The sequence below is a fragment of the Mitsuokella jalaludinii genome (assembly GCF_928722185.1).
Lineage (GTDB): Bacteria > Bacillota > Negativicutes > Selenomonadales > Selenomonadaceae > Mitsuokella > Mitsuokella jalaludinii.
The window spans coordinates 716,910-739,641 of record NZ_CAKMXA010000001.1; the positions used below are offsets into that span (position 1 = coordinate 716,910).

Sequence of the window (22,732 nt, forward strand, 5' to 3'; positions counted from 1 at the left end):
ATTCCATTGGCAGGAGCGCCGCTCAGCTGCGCAGAGCGATGACGGCGCCGAGACGCCCCGTCTGGCCGCCATCTGCGCGATAGGAGAAGAAATCCTCGTGGTGGCAGGCCGTGCAGGTGCGCGCCTCGTCGATATGCTCCCGCAGGACGCCAATCTCCTCGAGCTGCAGGCGGTTGGCCGCCCAGAGGCTCAGGTGCGTGCCGCCCACCGCATCTGGATGCGAGAAGAGCGCCGCCTCATGGCCTGAGAAGGCCTCTTGGAACTGGCGCTCGACCTCAGGACCGACCTCGTAGCAGCACGGGCCGATCGATGGGCCGATGGCCGCGAGGACATCCTCTGGCCGCGTGCCAAACTCCCGCTGCATGCGCAGGACGGTCTTCGCCGCGATGCGGCGCACCGTGCCCTTCCAACCGCCGTGCGCGATGCCGACAGCCCGATGAACGGGGTCGAGCAGCAGGATGGGCGTGCAGTCAGCAAAGCAGAGCAGGAGCGGCAGTCCCGGCTCGTCTGTGATCAGCGCATCCGTCTTGGCGATAGAGTCCGCATAAGAAAGAGCGCCACGGCCGGCATCGCTGCGGCCGACGCGCTGTATCGCCTCGCCGTGCACCTGCTCCGGTGTCACGAGCTGCGAAGCGTCGAGGCCGAGTGCCGCGAGGTAGCGGCGGCGGTTTTCGGCGACATCGGCGGGATCATCCCCGACATGGAGGGCGAGGTCCAGCGAATCCCACGGGGATTTGCTGACGCCGCCCCTGCGGCAGGAAACGCCATGGACGGCAATATCCTCGGGGAACGAGGAGAAATGACCGCTGTATATGCGATGGACAGGGTCTATCTCAATCAGAGAAAAGCTCATCGAAACACCTCCAGAACGACAAGATGACAGAATGACAGGATGGCAGGATGGTCTCACCGATCAGCAGACGCCGCAGCGGTGGCATCCCTCAAAACACGGGATGGTCGGCTTCAGCTCTGCCGCCCGCCTCAGTTCCTCATAAAGGTACGACTTCTTGAAGCCCATGTCAAGGCGCTCCCACGGGAAAATCTCCGACTCAGGCCGCTTGCGGTAGAGATAGAACGCCGGGTCTAGGCGCATCTCCTTCATCGCGCGCTTGAACGATTTGCTGCCACCGAGCTCATGCGCGAGCACAAGCGCCTCGCCGACGCGGCGGTCGCCGCGCGAGAGCACGCCCTGGATATAGGCTTCCTTCGGCGACTCGATATTGACGACGACGTGCTTGCGGCGGCGCAGCGTCTTCTCTAGGCGCTTCAGCCGCTTCTCGACAACCTTGCGGTCGGCCATCGGCTCCCACTGGAACGGCGTGAACGGCTTCGGGATGAAGGGATTGACGGAGAGCGTCAGCGTGCCCTTGCTGCCGCGCTCTTCCATGTAGTCCTTGAGGCGCTCAGCGAGGTCGATGATGGCATCGATATCCTCCTCCTGCTCGAACGGCAGTCCGACCATGATGTAGAGGCGGAAATTGCGGATGCCGGCCGAGAGGCCGAGATCCATCGAGTGGAACAGATGGTGCTCCTCGATGCCCTTGTTGATGATGGCGCGCATGCGGTCACTGCCGGCCTCTGGCGCCATCGTCAGCGTCTTGAGGCCGGACTCGGCCAACGAGTCGACGAGCTCCTTCGTCACTGAGTCAGCGCGAAACGAGGCGACGGACATCGAGAGGCCTTCCCCTAAGATATCCTTGCAGAGCGCATCAATCTCGGGATAATCGGAAATGGCCGCGCCCATGAGGCCGATGCGCTTGCGATACTTGAGCGCTTCCTGCACCTCTTCGTTGATGACGGCAAGCGAGCGGTTGCGCGGCTTGCGGAAACAGTAGCCCGCCATGCAGAAGCGGCAGTGGCGGCCGCAACCGCGCGCCGTCTCGATGAGATAGAAGTTGAACTCCGTATTGTCGGTGACGACAACGGTGTGCGCAGGATACGCGTCGAGATCGTGCACCCACTGGCGCGCGACAGCCTTCGGCGCCCCGGGGAGCGGCTCGATGGCCGTCAGATGCCCTTCGCCATCGTAATGATGCGCGTAGAGCGAGGGCACGTAGACGCCCGGCACGGCGGCGAGCTTCTGCAAAGTCTCCCAGCGCGAGAGCCCCTCTCGCTTTGCCTCGTGGTAGACGTCCATGAAGGCCGGCACGACAACCTCGCCTTCGCCGATGATAAAGGCATCAAAGATCGCCGCGAGCGGCTCGGGGTTGAACGTCGGGCACGGACCGCCCGCGATGAGGATGGGATCGCGTTCGCCGCGCTCCGCGGCCTTCGCCTTGACCTTGCCCAAAGCGAGCAGCTGCAGGATGTTGAAGTAATCCATCTCGAACGAAACGGCAAAGCCCAGCACCTCAAAGTCATAGAGCGGAGACTGTGTCTCCATGCTCATGATTGGCGTGCGCGTATTCTCATAGCGCGCGATCTTCGTGCGCTCCGGCAGGAAGACGCGCTCACAGGCCGTATCGCCGCGCTTGTTCAAGAGGTCATAGATGATGTGGAAGCCGAGATTCGACATGCCGACGAAGTAGGAATTGGGATAGACGAGGGCAAAGCGCGTCCTCGTGCCCACGGGATAGACATAGTATCCCTGCTCCTCCTGCAGCTGTTCCTTCAGCTCTCGTTTCAATTCCCAATCCAAGTGATCATCCTCCGTGCTGCCCCGTACCCCGGCCAATCATTTCTCATTTCTTTTCATGCGGTTCATGCGTTTCATGCACCTCGGCACCCTTGCCGTGCTCGCGCTGCTTGCGCTGCTGCATGTTCTGCAGCTCTTCGAGGAAGCTCGAGATGTCGGCAAACTTGCGGTAGACAGAGGCAAAGCGGATGTAAGCGACGTCATCGAAGTCCTTGAGGTGCTCCATGACGAGGCGGCCGATGTCCTGCGAGGAGATTTCGCGGTCCATCGTGTTGCGGATATCGCGCTCGATCTCATTGACGAGGTTCAGGATGCGCTCCATCGAGATATCGCGCTTGTCACACGACCGTATGATGCCGTTGAGGATCTTGTCACGCTTGAATACCTCGCGGCGGCCATCGTGCTTGATGACCATGAGCGGGAGCTTCTCGACGACTTCGTACGTCGTGAAGCGCTTGCCGCAGGCACTGCACTCGCGGCGGCGGCGTATCGTCATGCCGTCATCCGTCGCGCGCGAGTCGATGACGCGGCTGTCTTCGTGTTTACAATAGGGACATCTCATACTTACACCTTCTTTACCGGCTTTGGCTGTCTGCGCGGGCGCACGAGACACTTCGGCCCGTAGCCGATGAGATCTTCGCGATGGCCGAGATGCAGGGCCTTGCGGACGATCTCGTGATTCTTCGGCAGCCAGTACTGCATGAGGGCCCGCTGCATCCTCTTCTCTTCGTAGCTCTTAGCCGAGTAGACCTTCTCGCTCGTCATCGGGTCTATCCCTGTATACCACATGCAGGTCGATAGCGTGCCCGGCGTCGGGATGAAGTCCTGCACCTGCTGCGGATGGTAGCCCATGTCGCGGATGAACTCGGCGAGCTCGATGGCATCGCTGAGCTCCGAGCCCGGATGGCTTGACATGAAGTACGGCACGAGGTACTGCTTCTTGCCGAGCCGCTCGTTCATGCGGCGGAACTTCTCGACGAAGCGCAGGTAGACGGCGCGGTTCGACTTGCCCATGAGTCGTGTCACGCGGTCGGAGATGTGCTCCGGCGCAATCTTGAGCTGACCGCTGACATGGTACTTGCAGAGCTCGTAGAGGAAATCGTCCTTGGCGAGCAGCAGGTAGTCGAAACGGATGCCGGAGCGCACGAATACCTTCTTGACGCCCGGCAGGCTGCGCAGTTCGCGCAGCAGCTTGATGTAGTCGCTGTGGTCGGCCACGAGCATCTTGCACGGCTCCGGCGAGAGGCACGGCTTGCCGCGGCAGGTGCCGCGCTTGAGCTGGCCATCGCATGAGGTGCGGCGGAAGTTTGCCGTCGGGCCGCCGACATCGTGGATGTAGCCCTTGAAGCCCTTGAGCTTCGTCAGGATTTTCGCCTCGCGCAGGAGCGATGCATGGCTGCGGCGCTGGATGATGCGCCCCTCATGCGAGATGATCGCACAGAAGTTGCAGCCGCCGAAGCAGCCGCGCTGCGAGACAAGGCTGAACTGGACTTCCTTGATGGCCGGCACGCCGCCGGCCTTCTCGTAGATGGGGTGATAGGTGCGCATGTAGGGCAGGTCGTAGACCTCATCCATCTGCTCCTCCGTGAGCGGCAGAGCCGGCGGATTCTGCACGACGCACCACTCATCATTCTGCTGCACGAAGCGCCTGCCGCGTATCGGATCCTGCTCGAGGTACTCGAGCTTGAATGCCTCAGCAAAGCGCTTCTTGTCCGCGCGCACCTCCGCAAAGGACGGCAGTTCGAGATAGTTCCAGGCATAATCCTTATTGGGCACACGGTAGCACGTGCCCTGGACGTCCTGGATATTCTCCACCTCGATGCCCTGCTGGAGGTCAGCAGCAATCTCGATGATAGCACGTTCCCCCATGCCGTAGATCAGGAGGTCGGCCTGGCTGTCGACGAGGATGGAGCGGCGTATCGCATTCGACCAGTAGTCGTAATGCGCCATGCGCCGCAGGCTCGCCTCGATGCCGCCGATGATGATGGGTACATCGGGGTAGAGCTCACGCAGGCGGTTGCAGTAGACGATCGTCGCGCGCTCTGGCCGATGGCCAACCTGGCCGCCCGGCGAGTAAGCATCTTCATGGCGGACTTTCTTGGCCGCCGTGAACTTGTTGAGAAGGGAATCCATGTTGCCAGCTGAGACGAGGAAGCCGAGGCGCGGCTTCCCGAGGCGGTCAAAGTCCTTCGTCGTATGCCAGTCCGGCTGCGGGATGATGCCGACCTTGTAGCCGTGCTTCTCGAGCAGACGGCAGATGATGGCCGGGCCGAAACTCGGGTGGTCGACATAGGCATCACCCGAGATGAAGACGAAATCGAGCTCGTGCCAGCCGCGCTCTTCCATGTCGCGCCGGCAGATTGGTAAGAATCCCTGCATCAGTTGTCATCCTTCGTGAACGTCTTATTGGCAACCTGACCCGTCTTGCCGGCCGTGCCAAGGTCCTTGCCGTTGACCGAGAACGAAACGGCACCGGCATCGCCGACGCGCACCGTGACCTTGTCCGTGCCCTTCCAGGTCTGGCTGTCGCCCTTCTTCAGGGTGCCCTCGTAGACGACTTTGCCATCGGCCTTGACCTCGAGCCAGCAGTCAGCCGTGAAGTTAGCCGTGACTTCAACGCCGTCGTACGTCTTCGGAGCCGGCGTCTCCGCCTGCTGCTGTGCAGCTGGAGCAGGCTTTGCGCTGTCATCGCTGCCCGACAGCGCATAGACCGCACCAGCGAGCACGATGAGCACAGCGGCCACGATGGCGATGAGCTTGCCGTTCGAGCGCTTCGGCTCGTTGAAGTCCTGCGCCTTGAGACGCGGAGCCGCCTTCTTCGTCTGCTGTGGCTTGACAGCAGCCATTGGCTTCACATGCTTCGGCTGGGCGGGAGCCGCCTTCCCTTCAGGAGCCAGTGCCTTCCTCTCGCGCTTCGGCGCTTCTGCCTTCACCGGGGTTTCGGCTTTTTCTTCGGGTTTCTCGGCTTTCGGCGCTTCCTTCTCGGAAGCAGCCGCTCTCTGCACAGGCTTGGCAGGTGCCTTCTTGGGAGCTGCAGGCGCTGCCGGAGCTGCCGGATCTGCTGTTGCCGTGCCCTCGTGGCGCTCTGCCGTGAACGCCTGCACGAGCGCATTCGCGTCGAGCTTCAGGAAATTCGCATAGCTGCGGATGAAGCCCTTCGTGTAGACATCGCCCGGCAGTTCATCGTACTCGCCCTTCTCGATGTATTCAATGTATAGCGCACGGATGCTCGTGCCCTTCTCAATATCCTTATAGGTAAGACCTTGTTTTTCCCGCGCCTCGCGCAGTGTATCTCCTAACATCGTGATATTCCTCCTTGAAATGATGTGCGCATCGCACCTCATTTCATTATACATGATTGTTTTTCTGAAAACAAATTTATGTTGACAAAAATACAGGCAAGCATCAGACTGCCTGCCTGCGGATATCATGGACAGCCTGGTAGAGCGCCTGGCTGAAGGCTTCGATCTCCTCTTCCGTCGTGAAGCGACCGAGCGTCACGCGGATGGCTGTCGCTGCCCGCGCCGGTGCCTGCCCCATCGCCGTCAGGACGTGCGACGGCTCGAGGGAGCCTGCGCTGCAGGCGCTGCCCGCCGAGACGGCAAAGCCCATGAGATCGAGGCGTATGAGTAGTGTCTCATGGTCGACGCCATCGATGGCGAGGTTCAGGTTGCCCGGCAGGCGGCCTTCACGCGGGCCGTTGCCTTGCACGCCGGGGATTTCCAGCAGTTTCTCGAAGAGATGGTCGCGCAGTCCCTGCAGGCGCGCGCTCTCCTCCGCAAGCTCCGCCGCTGCAATGGCAGCAGCCTCGCCAAGGCCGACGATGCCCGCCGTATTCTCCGTGCCCGCCCGCAGGCCGCGCTCCTGCTCGCCGCCATGAATGAACGGCGCGAGCTTGTGGCCGCGGCGCAGGTAGAGCGCACCGATGCCCTTGGGCCCATAGAGCTTGTGCCCAGAGAGCGAGAGCGCATCGACCTGCCATTCCTTGACCGAGACGGGAATGTGGCCGACAGCCTGCACGGCATCCGTGTGGAAGAAGACACCGTGCGCCCGGCAGATGGCGCCGATCTCAGCGATGGGCTCGATGGTGCCGACCTCGTTGTTGGCCGCCATCACCGAGACGAGAAAGGTATCAGGGCGCAGCGATGATTCGACGGCTTCGGGCTGTACACGCCCTTCGCTGTCGACATCGAGGTACGTCACCTCGATGCCAGAGGGCAACGCCTCACAAGCGCGCAGCACTGCATGATGCTCGACCTTCGTCGTGATGATATGGCCACCGCCATGGCGCAGTGCCTCTTCCGACAAGGAGCGGATGACCCAGTTGTCGCTCTCACTGCCGCCGCTCGTGAAGAAGATCTCATCCGGCTCCGCACCTAGGAGCGAGGCAAGCTGGCGGCGCGCCTGGCTCACGGCCTGACGCGCCTCGCGTCCAAAGGAATAAAGGCTCGAGGGATTGCCGTACTGCTCACAGAAATACGGCAGCATCGCCTTGAGCACGCGCGCGTCGACCGGCGTCGTCGCCGCGTAGTCCAGATAGACAGGCTTCATCGCGCGCACCCTACTTTCTTCGGATTGTCCGGCTGATCCACGCAGAGGTCGTAGAGCGTGATGTGGTTGAGCACATTGCTGATGCTGTCACAGACCTTCTCCCAGACGCCGCGCGTCACGCAGGCGCAGGCCCTGTCACACGGCTGCTCAGAGGACTCTGCGCTCGTCAACAGGCAGTCGACGAGCGCAATGGGCCCCTCTACCGTCGTGATGATCTCGCCGATCGTGATGTCCTTCGGGTCGCGCGCGAGCATATAGCCGCCCTGCGCCCCGCGCACGCTCTTGACAATGCCGGCCCTGCGCAGCGGCGCCATGAGCTGTTCGAGATAGTTCTCTGAGAGCCCCTGGCTCGTCGCGATGCTCTTCAGGGATACAGCACCCTCGCCGTAGCGCAGCGCCAGCTCGTAGAGCGCCGTCACACTGTATCTTCCTTTCGTCGATATCTTCATGATGCACCTCATATCTAGAATGAAACGGAATTCCGAGTAAATACCTTGGATTTATATTGACAATATAGCAGAAATGACCCAAGGTGTCAAAATATCCCGGTTTCCCCTGCCACAGGTATACGCAAGAGGAAATTCAGAAGCGCTCCGGCCAGCACTTCTTGAGGTAATCATGCAGCGCCTTCTCACGGCCGAGGTCTGTCGGCTCGTAGTAATGCGCCGTGCGGATCTTGTCGGGCAAGTACGCCTGCTCTTTGAAGTGGCCCGGGTAGTCGTGCGGGTAACAGTACGACTGGCCGTGACCGAGCGCCGCAGCACCCTTGTAGTGCGAGTCGCGCAGGTGCTTTGGCACCGTGCCGCAGTCCTTCGTGCGCACATCCTTCAGGGCCGCATCGATGCCGAAATAGGCCGCATTGCTCTTCGGCGCCGAGGCGACGTATGTCACAGCCTGCGCCAACGTGATGCGCGCCTCCGGCATGCCGATGAACTGCACAGCCTGCGCGGCGGCCATCGCAAGTGTCAGGGCCATCGGGTCGGCATTGCCGACATCTTCCGACGCACAGATGACGATGCGCCGCGCGATGAATTTGACATCTTCGCCCGCTGCGAGCATGCGCGCTAGGTAATGGAGTGCCGCATCCGGGTCACTGCCGCGCATGCTCTTGATGAAGGCCGACGCTGTGTCGTAGTGATTGTCGCCCGTCTTGTCATAGCGCTGCACGCGCTCACCCGTGATTTCCTCGAGCATATCGAGCGTGATGGCGCCGCCCGATACCGGCAGCATCGCCGCCGCGCCCTCGAGCAGGTTGAGCGCCATGCGGGCATCGCCGCCCGCCATCTGCGCCATGGCCCTCAGGACCTCGTCCGCAGCCTCGATATGCTGCCCGCCGAGGCCGCGCTCACTGTCGCCGAGCGCCCGGCGCAGGACCTCGACGAGCTGCGCATCCGTCAGCGGATAGAGCCTGACGATGCGCACGCGCGAGAGCAGCGCGTGGTTGACCTCGAAGAACGGATTCTCTGTCGTCGCACCGATGAGGATGAGCCTGCCGTCCTCAACGTATGGCAGCAGCACATCCTGCTGGCTCTTGTTGAAGCGATGGATCTCGTCGATGAAGACGATCGTGCGGCGCTGATAATAACGGCGCGCCTCATCAGCCTCCTTGACGATGCGGCGCAGGTCGCTGATGCCAGCCGAGACAGCATTGAGCTTCTCAAAGGCGCTGTCCGTCATCTCAGCGATCATCTGCGCGAGCGTCGTCTTGCCCGTACCCGGCGGGCCATAGAAGATAATGGACGGAATCTGGTCTGTCTCGATCATGCGGCGCAGGAAATGGCCGCGGCCCACAGCCTCCTGCTGGCCGATGAATTCCTCGAAGTTGCGCGGACGCATGCGGCGCGCAAGCGGCAGGAAGGCGCGCATGGCCCCGCTGTCCGCCGCCTGCCCCTTCTTCCCCTTCGGGCCGCGCGGGTTGAAGGGCGGCTCTGCAAAGAGATCCAGGCTTTCCTTGTCGTTATCCATGGTGCTCACCTCAGCGTCCCGTCGAGCCGAAGCCGCCCTTGCGCACTTCGCCCGCACCGGCTTCATCGCCATCTACCGCCAGGTACTTCATGAAGATGCCCTGCGCGATGCGCTCGCCGCCCTCGATCGTCACGGCCGCCTTGCCGCGATTCCAGAGCGCGATGAAAATGTGACCCTCGTTCTCTTCATTATTGTAGTAATCGGCATCGACGATGCCGACATGATTGGCGAGCATGAGGCCGCGCTTTATAGCCATGCTCGAGCGAATGTGGATGGTCAGCACCTCGTCGCTCTGCATGTACGCCTTGAGTCCCGTCGGCACCATCGCCAACTGTCCCGGCTCGACGACGACCGTGCGCGCTGCCTGCAGGTCGTAGCCAGCACTCGCCGCCGTCTTGCGCTGCGGCAGATCGATGCCGCGACCCTGATACTTCGATACGATCTCGAAACCTCTCGTCTTCATCTCAATCTTCCTTTCGTTTTCGTTCTCGGCTCATCTCTATCGCCTTTATCACTTGTATCGTTTCACGCTGTGTCGCTTCCAGTACACGACAAAAGGCCCTTCCCATCAGAAATGGAAGGACCTTCAAAGAAACATCGAGGCATCGTGTTTCAGGCATTCTCCGGTTTCTTTTCCGGATGCTCCGCGCCAAACATCCCCGCAATCGGATGCGCCGGCGTGATCGTCGAGATGGCGTGCTTGTAGACCATCTGCTGCTTGCCCATGACATCGAGCACGACCGTGAAGTTGTCGAAGCCGCGCACACTGCCCTTGATCTGGAAACCGTTGACCAGATGGATGGTCACGGGAACATTCTCTTTGCGCACCTGATTGAGGAAGCTATCCTGCAGATTGATTGCCTTGTTGGGCATAAAACCCCACCTTTCTACGTTTCTACATTTCTGAATCTCTACGTTCTTCTCTTGTTCGAGTCCCGACGCATGCTGCCAGGCATCGTGCCCGACATTGCTCATCTTTTATTTCTTTTCGCTCATTCTGGCAAAAATCCTGCCATATCCGTCAAAATCCTTTGCAAAAGTTCATCTGCCGTGCAACCTTCCGGCTCGTACCAGTGGATGTACTTCATCTTGCGGTACCAGGTCATCTGGCGCTTGGCGAAGTGGCGCGTGCCCGTCTTGATGGCCTCAACGGCCTCCTCGCGCGTGATCTCGCCCGCGAGATAGGAGGCCATCTCCTTGTAGCCGATGCCCTTCATCGCGGGCATCTCGCGCGTGACGCCCCGGGCTAGCAGCCCCCGGACTTCCTGCTCAAGGCCTGCCTCCACCATGCGGTCAACGCGCTCGTTGATGCGCGCGTAGAGAAGCTCACGCTCCCAGCGCAGGCCGATGACGAATGCATCGTAGTAGAGATGCGCCTGCATGTCCTCCGCCGTCTCATCGAACGCCTTTTCGCGCGAGATCGTCTCGCCGAAATGCGCAACCTCGAGCGCGCGGATGACGCGCCGTGGATTCTTCGTATCGACAGTTGCCGCCGCTGCGGGGTCTTCCCGTTTGAGCCGCGCAACGACAGACTCGAGGCCTTCCTTTTCGATGAACTCCTTCATCTGCTGGCGGAAGGATGCGTGCTCTCCCGTCTCGTTGAACTGGTAATCCTCGAGCAGCGCCTTGACGTAGAGGCCCGTGCCACCCGCGAGAATGGGCACCCTGCCCCGCTCATTGAGGCTGTGGATGATGGCCTTGGCCTGCTGCTGGAAGAGCGGCACACTATAGGCCTCATCGGGGGCACAGATGTCGATGAGATGATGCGCGACGCCCTGACGCTCCGCTTCATCCGGCTTAGCCGCGCCGATGTCAAAACCGCGGTAGACGAGCATCGAGTCGCCTGACAAGATCTCGGTGTGCAGTGCCTTCGCGAGCTCGACGGACAGTGCCGTCTTGCCCGAAGCCGTCGGCCCGAGGATGACGATGAGTTTCTCGCGCCTTGCTGAGGGTACGGTTGACACAGGCCCCATCAGAGCACCCGTTTCCCGCCCGGCTCGATGATGTGGACTTCTGCGCGCGACATCGCCTCTGTAATCTCCTTGTAGTGGCGCACATCCTGATTGATGATCGGCCACGTGTTGTAGTGGATGGGGATGACGTGGCGCACATTGAGGAGCTGCGCCGCAAGAGCGGCATCCTCAAGGCCCATCGTATAATTGTCGCCAATAGGCAGCAAGGCATAGTCGAGCGCATCCTTCTGGCCGATGAGCTCCATGTCGCGGAACAGCGCCGTATCACCGGCAAAGTAGACGACTTTGCCGCCCATGTAGACGACGTAACCGCAGGCCACACCACCTGCAACGCCTGCGCTGTGCTGCGCGAGCGTCATGCGGACCTTGCCGAACGGCAGCGTCAGCGAACCGCCGAGGTTCATCGGGTACTGCTTGAGGCCGGGCTTGCACTCCTCGCAGAGCGCGAGCACCTCGGGGATGGCGACGATGGCCGCTCCCGTGCGGGCCGCGATCTCCGGCGCATCGCCGAGATGGTCGCTGTGCGCATGGCTGACGAGGATGTAGTCGCAGTCCACATCAGCGGCAGCGATAGCAGCTTTTGGGTTGCCCGTCAGGAATGGGTCGAAGAGTACCTTGTACTGACCGTCATCCAGCAGGAAACAAGAATGGCCATAATATGTAAGCGTGAGCATCTGTTCCAACTCCTTTCAATCTATGCTATGATTATAGCACACACCCCTAGTGAAATCGAGGTCTTACCATGAACAACATGAACAATATGAACGACGTGAACGGCAGGGATAACGCAGCTACTCGCCCTGCCATCCTGCAGTTGCCGCAGCTTTGCCTGCAGGGCGCCCTCTCCTGTTTCCAGCAAGCCTGCCTGCTCGTCGTTGGCGGCCGCGCACCGGAAGTCGAATGGCTCCGCAAGGCATCTGAGGGGCGCATTGTCTGGGCCGTCGATCACGGCCTTGATGCCTGTCTAGCTGCCGGCATCGTGCCGCAGCGCCTCATCGGTGACGGCGACAGCGCCGCACCCGCGGCCTGGCACTTCGCCGAGAAAAAAGGCATCCCCATCGAGAAATTCCCGCCCGAGAAAGACGACACCGACACACAGCTTGCACTCAGGATTGCAAAAGAAGCTGGATTCCCGGCAGCCATCGTCACCGGCGCATTCGGCGGGCGCTTCGACCACGCGCTCTCCACCGTGATGAGCTGCGCCTTTGCGCCGCTGCCGTGCCTGCTCGCCGATGAGCGCGAGGCTATCTTCTTTGTGCACGGCGGGGAATCCGTTACATGTACCCCGGAATCAGCCCCCAAGGCCATCTCCCTGCTGCCGCTGACAGGAAGCTGCCGGGGCGTGAACCTCACGGGCATGCACTGGCCGCTTGCGGGCGCGACACTGGAAGCACGCAGCATGCGGGCGGTCAGCAACGTGCTCGCCGAGGGCAGCAGCTCTCTCTCCGTCTCACTCACAGACGGCCTGCTCGGCGTCTACTTCGTCTGGCGCGAATGACAAGATCAGCAGAAGCGGCGCTGACGCACGGCCTCGTAGAGCACGACGGCTGACGATACGCCGACATTGAGCGACTCCGCCCGGCCGTACATCGGGATGTAGACCTTCGCCGCCGCGCGCAGCAGGGCCTCCGAGACGCCATTGCCCTCATTGCCGAAGGCAATCAATGAGCCCCTGCGGAAGTCAACCGTAAAATGCGGCTTGGCCAGCGCATCGAGTGCCGTCGCGAGGAGCTGGCAGTCTGCCGCCTCTGCAAAGGCAGCGACCTCCGCCGCGCTGACATCTGCCACGATGGGCAGGTGGAAGAGCGAGCCCATCGTCGCGCGCACCACCTTGTCGCCAAAGACATCGACCGATCCCTTCGTCAGGATAACAGCCGTCGCACCGACGGCATCAGCCGTGCGGATGATCGTGCCTGCATTGCCGGGGTCCTGCACGCCGTCGAGCACGACGAAGAGCGGCTGCTCTGCACCATCCTGCTTCCGGCCGCTCTGCCCCCCGCCTGCCAGCTCTGAAAGGTCCGTCTTCTGCTGGGCTGCAGCGAGGAAGATGCCCTGCGGCGTATCCGTCGCTGCGACTTTCTTCCCAAGGGGCGCGCTGATCTCATAGAGCGGACAGCGCTCCCGGAGGCCTGCCAGCAGTTGGCGGCCGCGCTCCTTTTCCAATAGCTCCGCCGTGTAGAGGCCAAAGCGCAGTTCCCAGCCGGACTCCGCCGCCATCTCCGCCAGGCGCACGCCTTCGATGCGGAAAAGCCCTTCTCTCTCTCGGTGCTTGCGCAGGCGCAAGCTCTCCATGAGCTTGATTTTCTTGTTGGATGCACTGTCGATGACCATGGTTCTCTCCTCTGCTCTACCCTTACCCGAAACCAGAAACCTGAAACGACCTAATACAAAAGCCCGGCGGGAGCACCTGCGTGCCGCCCGTCGGGCCATGGAATCAAGAATTCAAGAATTACTGATTCTCTTTTGCAACAGCTACGAGCTGAGCAAATGCCTTCTCATCGGAGATAGCGAGGTCAGCCAGCATCTTGCGGTTGACTTCAACGCCAGCCTTCGTCAGGCCGTTGATGAGCTTGCTGTAGGAGATACCGTTCGTACGTGCAGCAGCATTGATACGAGCGATCCAGAGGCGACGGAAGTTGCCCTTCTTCGCACGGCGGTCACGGCGTGCGTAGTAGAGAGCCTTCATGACAGTCTCGTTTGCCTTCTTGAACTGTTTGCTCTTGGAACCCTTGTAACCCTTAGCAAGCTTCAGGATCTTCTTATGACGTCTATGTGCAGTCACGCCGACTTTTACTCTTGGCATGTTCTTATCCTCCTAAATATCTATATCGATTGTCCCGCGGCTCAGCCGTTCGGGAGCATGTTCTTGACGCGGCCAAAATCAGCGCCAGCTACGAGCGTAGCTTTGCGCAGGTTGCGCTTGCGTTTCGGGGACTTCTTCTCCAGGATGTGGCTCTTGAAAGCCTTGTTGCGTTTGAATTCACCGCTGCCCGTTACGGTAAAGCGTTTTGCGGCAGCTCTGCGAGTCTTAATTTTCGGCATTGCTATTTCCTCCCTTAGTCTGCGTCTTCTGCGACTTCTTTTTCGATGACTTCTGTACCTTCGGTGCAACGATCATCGTCATATTCTTACCCTCAAGTTTGGCATTGCGCTCAATGGAGACAGCATCTCCAAGGGCCGCAGCCACACGCGAGAGAACTTCCTTGCCGAGCTCCGGATGCGAGAGTTCGCGGCCGCGGAACATGATCGTGACCTTGACCTTATTCCCTTCCTCGACAAAGCGAAGTGCGTTCTTCAGCTTGACATCAAAGTCATGCTGCTCAATGTTCGGGCGAAGTTTGACCTCTTTGATGTTGATGGTCTTCTGCTTCTTCTTGGCTTCCTTCTCCCGTTTCTGCTGTTCATAGCGGTACTTGCCAAAATCCATGATGCGGCAGACCGGCGGTTTTGCCTTTGGCGCAACCTCGACGAGGTCGAGATGCTGTTCCTCGGCCATGCGCAGCGCTTCGCGCGTCGGCATGATGCCGAGCTGCTCACCCGTAGCGCTCGTCACGCGGACTTCGCGGATGTGGATCTGTTCGTTGATTCTTAACGATTCCCTGCTAATAGTGGAAACACCTCCTGATCAATTATCACGTCTGCAACCTTATAATAGAAATAACTAAAAAGGAGGCGGCACAAAGCCACCTCCATCAATTCATACTATAAACCCGGCTGACTGTTCATCATCAGGTGAGAAGCGGTGGCTCCTTCTTGTTGCGTACTTGATGAGTATAACACGGTATGGATACCGTGTCAACCCCTCATCTCGTCATCCGTCCGAATTTCTTTCCGGATCAGAATTTCTTTGCTTTCGTCGCAATCTGCTCCTGCAGGTAAGCGATGAAGTCTTCGACCTTCATCGTCTCGCTCTGCTGCTCGCCATACTTGCGGACAGCAACCGTGCCATCGGCCATCTCCTGGTCGCCGACAACGAGCGAATACGGCGTCTTGAGCATCTGGCTCTCGCGGATCTTCTTGCCGATCTTCTCGCTGCGGTCATCGACTTCGATGCGCAGACCGAGGTCGAACATCTTCTTGCGCAGCTCGTAGGCATAATCTGCCTGCTTGTCCGTGATCGGCAGGATGCGTGCCTGTACAGGGGCGAGCCAGGTCGGGAATGCACCGGCGTAGTTCTCGATGAGGATGCCGATGAAGCGCTCGATGGAGCCGTAGACGACGCGGTGCAGCATGATTGGACGATGCTTCTCGCCATCCTCGCCGACGTACGTCAGGTTGAACTTCTCTGGCATCTGCATGTCGTACTGGATCGTACCGCACTGCCACGTACGGCCAATCGAATCCTTGAGGTGGAAGTCGATCTTCGGGCCATAGAACGCGCCGTCACCCTCATTGACGATGTAGTCGAGGCCGCGGTGCTCAAGAGCCTTGCGCAGGCCATTCGTCGCGAGTTCCCAATCCTCATCCGTGCCCATGGAATCATCTGGGCGCGTCGAGAGCTCGGCCACGTAGGTCAGGCCGAACGTGTTGTAGACTTCATCGAAGAGGTCGATCGTGTGCTGGATTTCTTCCTCTACCTGATCCGGCGTGACGAAGAGATGCGCATCGTCCTGCGTGAAGTTGCGGACGCGGAAGAGGCCGTGGAGCTCACCGGACTTCTCGTGGCGATGGACGAGGCCGAGTTCGCCGAGGCGCAGCGGCAGGTCACGGTAGCTGTGCTGCTTGGAGTTGTAGACGAGCATGCCGCCCGGGCAGTTCATCGGCTTGATCGCATAGTCTTCACCGTCGATCTTCGTGAAGTACATGTTCTCTTTGTAATGATCCCAGTGACCGGACGTCTCCCAAAGCTGACGGTTCAGGATGATTGGCGTCTTGATCTCCTGGTAACCGTAGCGGCGATGGACATCGCGCCAGTAGTTGATGAGCTCATTGCGAACGACCATGCCGTTCGGATGGAAGAACGGGAAGCCCGGGCCTTCCTCATGCAGGCTGAAGAGGTCGAGCTGCTTGCCGAGCTTGCGGTGATCGCGCTTCTTGGCCTCCTCGAGCATGTGCAGGTACGCATCGAGGTCAGCCTGCTTCTCGAAGGCCGTGCCGTAGATGCGCTGCAACATCTTGTTGTGCTCATCACCGCGCCAGTAAGCACCAGCAATGCTCATGAGCTTCAGTGCCTTGACCTTGCCCGTCGAGACGACGTGCGGGCCGGCGCAGAGATCCGTGAACTCGCCCTGCGTGTACATCATGATCTTCTCGCCTTCCGGCAGATCGTTGATGAGCTCGACCTTGTAGGTCTCGCCCTTCTCCTCAAAGAACTTCAGTGCCTCTTCACGGCTGACTTCCTTGCGCTCGAGCTTGAGGTTCTCCTTGACGATCTTCTTCATCTCTTTCTCGATATCCGCGAGATCGGCTTCCGTCAGCTGGCGGTCGATGTCGAAGTCATAGTAGAAGCCATTCTCGATGGCCGGTCCAATGGCCAGGCGCACATTGGCATCCTTGTAGAGGCGCTTGACGGCCTGTGCGAGGATGTGGGAAGCCGTGTGGCGCAGTGCCCAGCGGCCATCCTCGTCGTCGAACGTCAAAAACTCTACCTTGCAATCTTTATCGAGGACCGTCGTGAGATCTTTCGTCTCGCCGTCCACCTTAGCAGCCAGCACCTTCTTGGCCAGGCTGTTGCTTACCTGTTTCACGAAATCCTGGATGCTGATGCCAGCTTCTGCCTCGCGCACCGCACCGTCTTTCATGGTAATCTTTAACATAATATGCCCTCCTTAAATTCAGGAAATCAAAAAAGCTCCGTCCCGCTTAGGGACGAAGCTCATGCATCGTGGTTCCACCCTGATTGCCACTCCCCATCGCCAGACAGGAAACAGCCACTCAGCATTTCGTAACGGAGAATGTGCTCCGGCAGTGCCTACTCTCGTTCAGCACAGCAGCTTAGAAGGGGTAGCCCCGGCGCTCACCTGAGATGCTCACAGCAAATGCATCCCTCTCTTGAGGCAGCGTCCCCGCGGTCATGTCTTCCGCATCGCTTTTGTCGATGGCTTTATTATAGGAGCCTCCCCTGACCTTGTCAAGCCTCCGATCATGTTTTTTCTTCACATTTCGCATCGGAATCGCATCCGGCCCGCGCCGCTTTCTGCAGCGTGCCGAGGATGCGGTGCAGTGCCGTCCGGTCGATCTTGCCGCGGTCATTAAGCGGTAAGTGCGGGAGAAGCACGATCACGTCGGGGACCTCAACCGGCTTGATTGCGTGCCGGACCATGTGGCGGATCAGCGGGCGCTCTGCCCCGTCTTCCGGAACGAGGAAGGCGGCGGCCGTATCACCGCGCCGCGCATCGCAGACCGGCAGCACGACCGCATCGGCAATGCCCGGCAGCGCCTTGAGCGCCAACTCGAGATGCACCGTACTGATCTTGACGCCGCCCTTGTTTATCCACGCCTCGCGCCGGCCGCCAAAAATCAGCTCACCCCGCTCGTTCAGCGATCCTGTGTCCTTGACCGAAAACGGTATCTCGATGCCGCTGACATGGTACGGCGTCGTGACGTAGATGAGCCCATCTGCGCCGATGCTCACCCCGATGCCGGGGAACGGCCGCCCGAGATTGGCGCTGTCGCGCTCCGGATCATCACAGACGGCGTACGTGATGTAGTTGAGCTCGCTTGCCCCGTAATAGAGCAAGATCCTGGCCACCGGAAAGACCGCCTGCAGCTGGCGCAGCATGTCAGGCGTCAGGAGCTGCGACCCCGTAAAGATCGTCGAAACACCCGCATACGGCTCGTGTATGGCGCGCCCCAGCAGATGGAGCTTTGTCGGCACGAGGTAGAGGCAGTTCACGCCATGGCAGCGCATCAGGTCTTCCCAATGACGGCAGCGCATCAAACCGCTCGTCACCACCGTGCCGCCCTCATAGAGCACCGAGAGCAGGCTGTTCATATTCCCCGTGAAACTCAGGCTGCCGTGCAGGAACATCACCGTGTCCGCACAGACCCGGAAGATATCGTCCTGCACCGGAAAAAAGCCCGCCCAGCTCGCATACGTCCGGTACATGACCTTCGGCGTCCCGGTCGAGCCGGAGCTCAGCACGCCGAGGACATCCGCCTCCCCATGTGCGCGCTCCGCCAGCCCCGACGGCTCAAAGAGATGCGAGGCGCCCGCACAGCGCCAGATGCCCTGCAGGCCGTTTTCCCGCTGGACGGCCCGCACTTCTTCAGACGCCATCCCGTGATGCAGCAGGATAGGGCGCACCCCGATGGCCTGCAGCGCCAAAAACGAGACCAGCTGGCCGATAAAATCATCCGCCAGGACGAGGATGTCGCCGCGGACGCCCAAAAAAGACGCCTCAACCGCCATAGCAGCGACGCGCCGCCACAGCGCATCGTACGTCAGCTTCTCCTCATCCACGACCAGGAACACCCTCTGCGGCTGCCAGGCAGCCTGCCAGCGAAGCAGTGCCGCATAATCGTGCAGGCAGCCCTTTGCCTCCTGCACGTCCTGTCTTCTCATGCCCTCATGCATCTATGACCTTCCCCTCTGTCCGATTCCATACCGCCCCGCATCACATATGCAGGAGAACGGCTTCGCCCATGCCGCCTGCTCCAGCAATGGAGAGAATGCCCAGTCCGCCGCCCGCCGTCTGCAGGGAACGCAGCAGGTGAATGGCTAGGATTGCACCTGTTGCGCCGTACGGATGGCCGTAGGCCAGTGCTCCGCCGAGCCGGTTGTAGCGGTCGAGGCATCCGTGATGTGCGCGGTCAAACAGCACGTCGATGACCGCAAACGCCTCGTTGAACTCGATGGCCGACAAGTCTTCATAGCAGAGGCCCCGCCGCTTGAGCAGGAAGTCCGCCGTGCGCATCGCGCCGCGCGGGCTCTCTGCCGGATTGCCGCCCAGCGCACACGCATCCACGACGCGCGCCTCAGGTGGCAGTCCGTGCCGCTGCAGGAATGCATCGCTCGCCATCAGCAGGAAGGCCGCTCCATCGTGAACCGCACAGGCATTCCCCGCATTGAGCAGCGTCCCAGGACCGAAATGCGGCGGCAGGCGGTCGAGAAGGCGCTGCGTGATCTGCGGGCGGACACCGCTGTCCTGTCGGCAGTCCCCGACCGGCACGATCGCATCAGCCAGCAGCCGACGCGCCTTCCCAGCCAGACGATGGCTGCGCAGCACGAACGCATCGAGTTCAGCCCGGCTCACCTGCTCCGCCTCCATGACGCGTTCCGCGCCCCTCAGCATCGCATCGCCCGACACATCCCCAGGCGCGAACTGCGCCGTCCGGTACGCGCCGTCCGGCACGAGCGCACGGCGCGGGTCATGCTCCGCATAGATGCGCAGCGGCTGAAGCGAGGCGCTCTCCATCCCACCGACGAGATAGCAGTCCCCCTGGCCGCTCGCGATCTTCGCGGCCGCTATCGAGAGAGCCGCCGCAGCCGAGGCACACTGCACATCGATCGTGACGGCGGGGACTTCCTCCGGCAGGCCCGCTTTCAGCGCCATCAGCCGCGCGAGGTTGCCGCCCGTCCCGACGGCATTCCCCGCCAGCACACCGCAGACCTCCCGTCCCGCGATCCCATACCGCTGCAGGATCGCCCGGATGACGAACGCGCCGAGATCCTCCGGCAGGATGCGCGAAAGCACGCCACCCCGATGCGCAATGGGCGTCCGCAGTCCGCCGGCAATACAGGCCCGGCTCAAAGGGCCGTCCGCCGGACTCATCTGCCCCGCTCCAGCGCCTCATTGACCTTGACGCCGAGGAACGCCGCCATGAGACATTTGATGATGTCGCCGGGAATGTACGGCAGCACTGCCATGACAAGCGCCGCGCCCAAGCTGACATCCATGACGAGCATCATGGAGATCAGGCCGCCGACATACGTCAGCGGGATGCCGACGACGATGTCGACGAGCGCATAGCGCTTAAAGTTCGGCGTAGCGCCCTTCACTGCGCTGATGATCGGATAGACGACGAGCCAGGCAATGATGTAGCCGCCCGTCGGCCCAAAGAGCTTGCCGAAGCCGGCCGTGCCGCCGACAAAGACCGGCAGGCCGATGCAGCCGAGCAGGACATAGATGAAGAGCGCGATGAACGTCTGCTTCGGCGGCAGCACGAAAGCCGTCACGCCGAGCGCCAGCGTCAGCGCCGTGACCATGCCGGGTGTAAAAGGCAGCGGAAAAGAAATATACGCCGTCACGCAGCAGAACGCCACGCAGAGCGCCATCTTCGTCATATCTCTTGCCGTTAAATCCATACGAATTCCCCCTAATCCCCTCCCCGATCCCCGCGGAGGGCTCAAACATCAAGGCAGCGACAGTGCTGCGCATGTGTCTTATTATAGGACGGCCATCCTGTCATGTCAACCAATGTCAGTAATTAGGTTAACGTTAAAGAGAGCGAACCTGCACCGAGACCATTTCCCCAGCAAACGAAGCGCCATGAAAGCGCAGCTCGACGCGCGCCGCACGGCAGATTTCCTCGCGGGACAGAGCGGCTTCGAGGATCTCCAGACCGGGGACAAGCGGCGCATCACCGGCATGAAGCGGATTCGTGTCCCCGACATCTTCCACGAAGGCGTGCACCTCCTCCGCCGAAAAGCAGAAGGATAGCTGCATCTCATCCGGCACCCCCTCCGCCAGCATCTGCAACGGCCGCCTGGCCCGCTCGTCCCTCTGCGGAGCGCGGCGCCCGAGCAGCATGGTGAGCCGCAGTTCTCCCGAATCATCTGCAGCCACAATGTCCAGAAGGCCATGATGATCGCGCAGGATGTGCAGGCCATCTCCCACACGCCCCCGCCTGCGCTGCCAGACCGCCCGGCCAATCAAAGCCCCCTCATATCGCGCACCCTTCAGGCTGGCTGTCATGCGCGCCAGATCACGAAACATCTCACATTCCGTTACTGAAAACTTATAAAAAGCCACATCCTGTTGATGAAAAACTGACTTTTATGTTTCGTTCCTCGTTCATCGCATCCGTTTTTGCCCTCCCGAAGGACAAGCTACTTACGTTTGATATAATGCTCCGGAGGCTTTGACATGACACTCCTTGCTCTCGCAAGGAAGTAAGTCTGTTCCCGACTAACGAATCGGTACTTATCTACATGGACTTCTTTCTATCAGCTTGCAGATGTCATTTGCTCTGCGTCCCCATAACGTTTGAGGTTCAGTGCTGCTTGAAAGTCACGATCGATTACATTGCCACATACGGGACAAACGTACATCCTCTCCGACAGGTTCAAGTCTTTCTTTACATAGCCACAGATGACACAAGTTTTGGAACTCGGATACCATCTATCTGCTATGATAACAGATATCTTGGCCCAATGTGCCTTATATTCAATCTGTCTGCGGAATTCATAAAGATTCTGTTCCTGGATCTTCTCGGATAAATATCGATTCTTCATCATGCCACGGATATTCAAGTCTTCGAGACATACAAAGCTTGGTTTTCGCTTTATGATTGCCGTCGTAGTCTGATGCACATGGTTCTGACGAATATTTGCCAGTCTGTGATTAATCCGTAAAAGCTGTTTTTCACTTTTTATAAGGTTGCTCGTTTTGCAGTAACGATCTCCTTTCTTATTCATTTGGTATTTTCGAGATACCTGACGCTGCAACCTGCGTCTTTTCTTCTTGAGTCTTCTTATTGCACGGGTCTTGTTGATATTCCTGACCTTAGTGGCGTCAGAGAGTACCGCCAAGTCCTTGATGCCTAAATCAATGCCAATCCCTTCTGAGCGAGTATATCGACGTTTCCTATAAGCAAAAGACAGCCCGCGCAAAGGCTTCAATTTCCGGGCTGTCTGTATCCCTACCGACAGCCACCAGCGCTCCCCATCGAACGCAATCCGTGGATTCGTGTATTTCGCCCGGACAGGAATCCTATTCCTTTCGGCCAGTCGGATCCAGTTAAGCCGTTGACGGTTCTTCCGCCTGCTTCCTGCAAGGCTTTCTAGTTTGACATGTGTCTCTGTGAACTGGATCTTGACATTGTCCTGATAGAAACGGAAGTCTCCGTTCTTCTTACTCCTGAACTTGGGATGACCGTTCATGTCATAGACGGTTAAACTCTTGCCAATGCGGTTACAATGCGCAATCTTCTTTGAAGCGTACTTGATGTAGCCAGGCTGCTTCTGCTTGCGGAAGAAGTTCTTGTAGGCAATGCACAAGTCTTTGATGGCCTGCTTCGTGACGTTGTTCGATACATCCTGCAGCCACTTGTTTTCCTCTGCATGGCGCAGGACAGTGAACTCTTTACGAAGTGCGCTGTCCGTCTGGATTTTGTGTCCCTCACAGAAATGATTCATCTGCTTGTTCAGCGCCCAATTGTAAGCATATCTTGCAGCACCAGCAAATTGAAATAGCTTCGTCTTCTGTTTGTTATTCGGCAACAGCTGTACTCGGATTGACTTTATCATCTGAATCATCTCCTGCCAACTCTCGAATCATCTTCTTTGCCTGATGCGCTCGTTTTCCTTGAAACCATTCGTCGAAGTATGATGAGGATGAAGATGGCCGCTTCTATCCCAGTTTTTAAGAGTTTGTGGGGTGACCCCGATGATTTTAGCAAATTTATTGATTGTATAGTATTTCAATGGTATCACCTCAATACTATT

The 22,732-nt window shown here is 59.6% G+C and carries 23 protein-coding genes and 1 pseudogene; 1 reads left to right on the top strand and 23 read right to left on the bottom strand.

The genetic code is table 11. The features are described from left to right. Positions 1-22: 22 nt before the first annotated feature. The 12 genes from pgeF to QDI87_RS03355 all read right to left on the bottom strand — a co-directional run bounded on the left by pgeF (position 23) and on the right by QDI87_RS03355 (position 11,798). The gene (pgeF, locus tag QDI87_RS03300; protein ID WP_278742206.1) at positions 23-853 is read right to left on the bottom strand and encodes a peptidoglycan editing factor PgeF; all 831 of its coding nucleotides are present in this window, start codon (positions 851-853) and stop codon (positions 23-25) included. A 60-nt stretch (positions 854-913) separates the two neighbouring features. Then, positions 914-2,638 (bottom strand): TIGR03960 family B12-binding radical SAM protein, encoded by a 1,725-nt coding sequence (locus QDI87_RS03305; RefSeq protein WP_278742207.1) that lies wholly within the window; start codon positions 2,636-2,638, stop codon positions 914-916. A 43-nt stretch (positions 2,639-2,681) separates the two neighbouring features. Then, positions 2,682-3,197 carry a transcriptional regulator NrdR gene (gene nrdR, locus QDI87_RS03310; protein ID WP_278742208.1) on the bottom strand — a complete coding sequence of 172 codons (516 nt, stop codon included), beginning with the start codon at positions 3,195-3,197 and terminating at the stop codon, positions 2,682-2,684. A 2-nt stretch (positions 3,198-3,199) separates the two neighbouring features. Further along, positions 3,200-5,014, bottom strand: coding sequence for a YgiQ family radical SAM protein (locus tag QDI87_RS03315; RefSeq protein ID WP_278742209.1), 1,815 nt, complete (start codon positions 5,012-5,014; stop codon positions 3,200-3,202). Next, positions 5,014-5,937, bottom strand: a complete 924-nt coding sequence (locus QDI87_RS03320; protein WP_278742210.1) for a helix-turn-helix domain-containing protein — start codon at positions 5,935-5,937, stop codon at positions 5,014-5,016. The genes QDI87_RS03315 and QDI87_RS03320 overlap by 1 nt, the downstream gene beginning before the upstream one ends. A 103-nt stretch (positions 5,938-6,040) precedes the next feature. Further along, positions 6,041-7,186, bottom strand: a complete 1,146-nt coding sequence (locus tag QDI87_RS03325) for a cysteine desulfurase family protein (protein ID WP_278742211.1) — start codon at positions 7,184-7,186, stop codon at positions 6,041-6,043. After that, entirely contained in the window at positions 7,183-7,635 is a 453-nt protein-coding gene (locus QDI87_RS03330; protein WP_036377018.1) for an RrF2 family transcriptional regulator, read from the bottom strand. The genes QDI87_RS03325 and QDI87_RS03330 overlap by 4 nt, the downstream gene beginning before the upstream one ends. 133 nt (positions 7,636-7,768) lie before the next feature. Next, entirely contained in the window at positions 7,769-9,052 is a 1,284-nt protein-coding gene (locus QDI87_RS03335; protein ID WP_278743367.1) for a replication-associated recombination protein A, read from the bottom strand. A gap of 109 nt (positions 9,053-9,161) precedes the next feature. After that, complete coding sequence (gene dut, locus QDI87_RS03340) at positions 9,162-9,614, bottom strand: dUTP diphosphatase (RefSeq protein WP_055161968.1); 453 nt, start codon at positions 9,612-9,614, stop codon at positions 9,162-9,164. 149 nt (positions 9,615-9,763) lie between these two features. Next, positions 9,764-10,024, bottom strand: a complete 261-nt coding sequence (hfq, locus tag QDI87_RS03345) for an RNA chaperone Hfq (RefSeq protein ID WP_055161965.1) — start codon at positions 10,022-10,024, stop codon at positions 9,764-9,766. Between the two features lie 119 nt (positions 10,025-10,143). After that, positions 10,144-11,124 (bottom strand): tRNA (adenosine(37)-N6)-dimethylallyltransferase MiaA, encoded by a 981-nt coding sequence (gene miaA, locus QDI87_RS03350; RefSeq protein ID WP_423791160.1) that lies wholly within the window; start codon positions 11,122-11,124, stop codon positions 10,144-10,146. Further along, on the bottom strand, positions 11,124-11,798 hold the full coding sequence (locus tag QDI87_RS03355; protein ID WP_278742214.1) for a metal-dependent hydrolase: 675 nt from the start codon (positions 11,796-11,798) through the stop codon (positions 11,124-11,126). Before QDI87_RS03355 ends, miaA begins: the two co-directional genes overlap by 1 nt. A gap of 68 nt (positions 11,799-11,866) precedes the next feature. Between QDI87_RS03355 and QDI87_RS03360 the strand changes: the two genes are divergently transcribed. Next, the gene (locus tag QDI87_RS03360; protein WP_244881898.1) at positions 11,867-12,622 is read left to right on the top strand and encodes a thiamine diphosphokinase; all 756 of its coding nucleotides are present in this window, start codon (positions 11,867-11,869) and stop codon (positions 12,620-12,622) included. Positions 12,623-12,627: 5 nt separating this feature from the next. On the opposite strand, the gene QDI87_RS03365 is transcribed toward QDI87_RS03360, so the two are convergent. The 11 genes and pseudogenes from QDI87_RS03365 to QDI87_RS03415 all read right to left on the bottom strand — a co-directional run. Next, positions 12,628-13,455 (bottom strand): TrmH family RNA methyltransferase, encoded by an 828-nt coding sequence (locus tag QDI87_RS03365; RefSeq protein WP_278742215.1) that lies wholly within the window; start codon positions 13,453-13,455, stop codon positions 12,628-12,630. A 118-nt stretch (positions 13,456-13,573) separates the two neighbouring features. Further along, positions 13,574-13,927 (bottom strand): 50S ribosomal protein L20, encoded by a 354-nt coding sequence (gene rplT / locus QDI87_RS03370; RefSeq protein ID WP_005842448.1) that lies wholly within the window; start codon positions 13,925-13,927, stop codon positions 13,574-13,576. A gap of 41 nt (positions 13,928-13,968) precedes the next feature. After that, positions 13,969-14,166, bottom strand: coding sequence for a 50S ribosomal protein L35 (gene rpmI / locus QDI87_RS03375; protein WP_005842446.1), 198 nt, complete (start codon positions 14,164-14,166; stop codon positions 13,969-13,971). Then, on the bottom strand, positions 14,153-14,731 hold the full coding sequence (gene infC, locus QDI87_RS03380; RefSeq protein WP_036377034.1) for a translation initiation factor IF-3: 579 nt from the start codon (positions 14,729-14,731) through the stop codon (positions 14,153-14,155). Before infC ends, rpmI begins: the two co-directional genes overlap by 14 nt. Before the next feature lie 229 nt (positions 14,732-14,960). After that, positions 14,961-16,880, bottom strand: a complete 1,920-nt coding sequence (thrS, locus tag QDI87_RS03385; RefSeq protein WP_278742216.1) for a threonine--tRNA ligase — start codon at positions 16,878-16,880, stop codon at positions 14,961-14,963. Positions 16,881-17,206: 326 nt separating this feature from the next. Then, complete coding sequence (locus tag QDI87_RS03390) at positions 17,207-18,628, bottom strand: AMP-binding protein (protein WP_278742217.1); 1,422 nt, start codon at positions 18,626-18,628, stop codon at positions 17,207-17,209. A 52-nt stretch (positions 18,629-18,680) separates the two neighbouring features. After that, complete coding sequence (locus QDI87_RS03395; RefSeq protein WP_278742218.1) at positions 18,681-19,838, bottom strand: thiolase family protein; 1,158 nt, start codon at positions 19,836-19,838, stop codon at positions 18,681-18,683. Continuing rightward, the gene (locus QDI87_RS03400; RefSeq protein ID WP_278742220.1) at positions 19,835-20,371 is read right to left on the bottom strand and encodes a biotin transporter BioY; all 537 of its coding nucleotides are present in this window, start codon (positions 20,369-20,371) and stop codon (positions 19,835-19,837) included. The genes QDI87_RS03395 and QDI87_RS03400 overlap by 4 nt, the downstream gene beginning before the upstream one ends. A 133-nt stretch (positions 20,372-20,504) precedes the next feature. Next, positions 20,505-21,002, bottom strand: coding sequence for a hypothetical protein (locus tag QDI87_RS03405; protein WP_278742221.1), 498 nt, complete (start codon positions 21,000-21,002; stop codon positions 20,505-20,507). A gap of 230 nt (positions 21,003-21,232) precedes the next feature. Next, positions 21,233-22,534, bottom strand: coding sequence for an RNA-guided endonuclease InsQ/TnpB family protein (locus tag QDI87_RS03410; protein WP_278742224.1), 1,302 nt, complete (start codon positions 22,532-22,534; stop codon positions 21,233-21,235). Positions 22,535-22,591: 57 nt separating this feature from the next. After that, positions 22,592-22,711, bottom strand: a pseudogene (locus QDI87_RS03415) (MerR family DNA-binding transcriptional regulator); the annotation flags it as partial. Between the last annotated feature and the right edge of the window lie 21 nt (positions 22,712-22,732).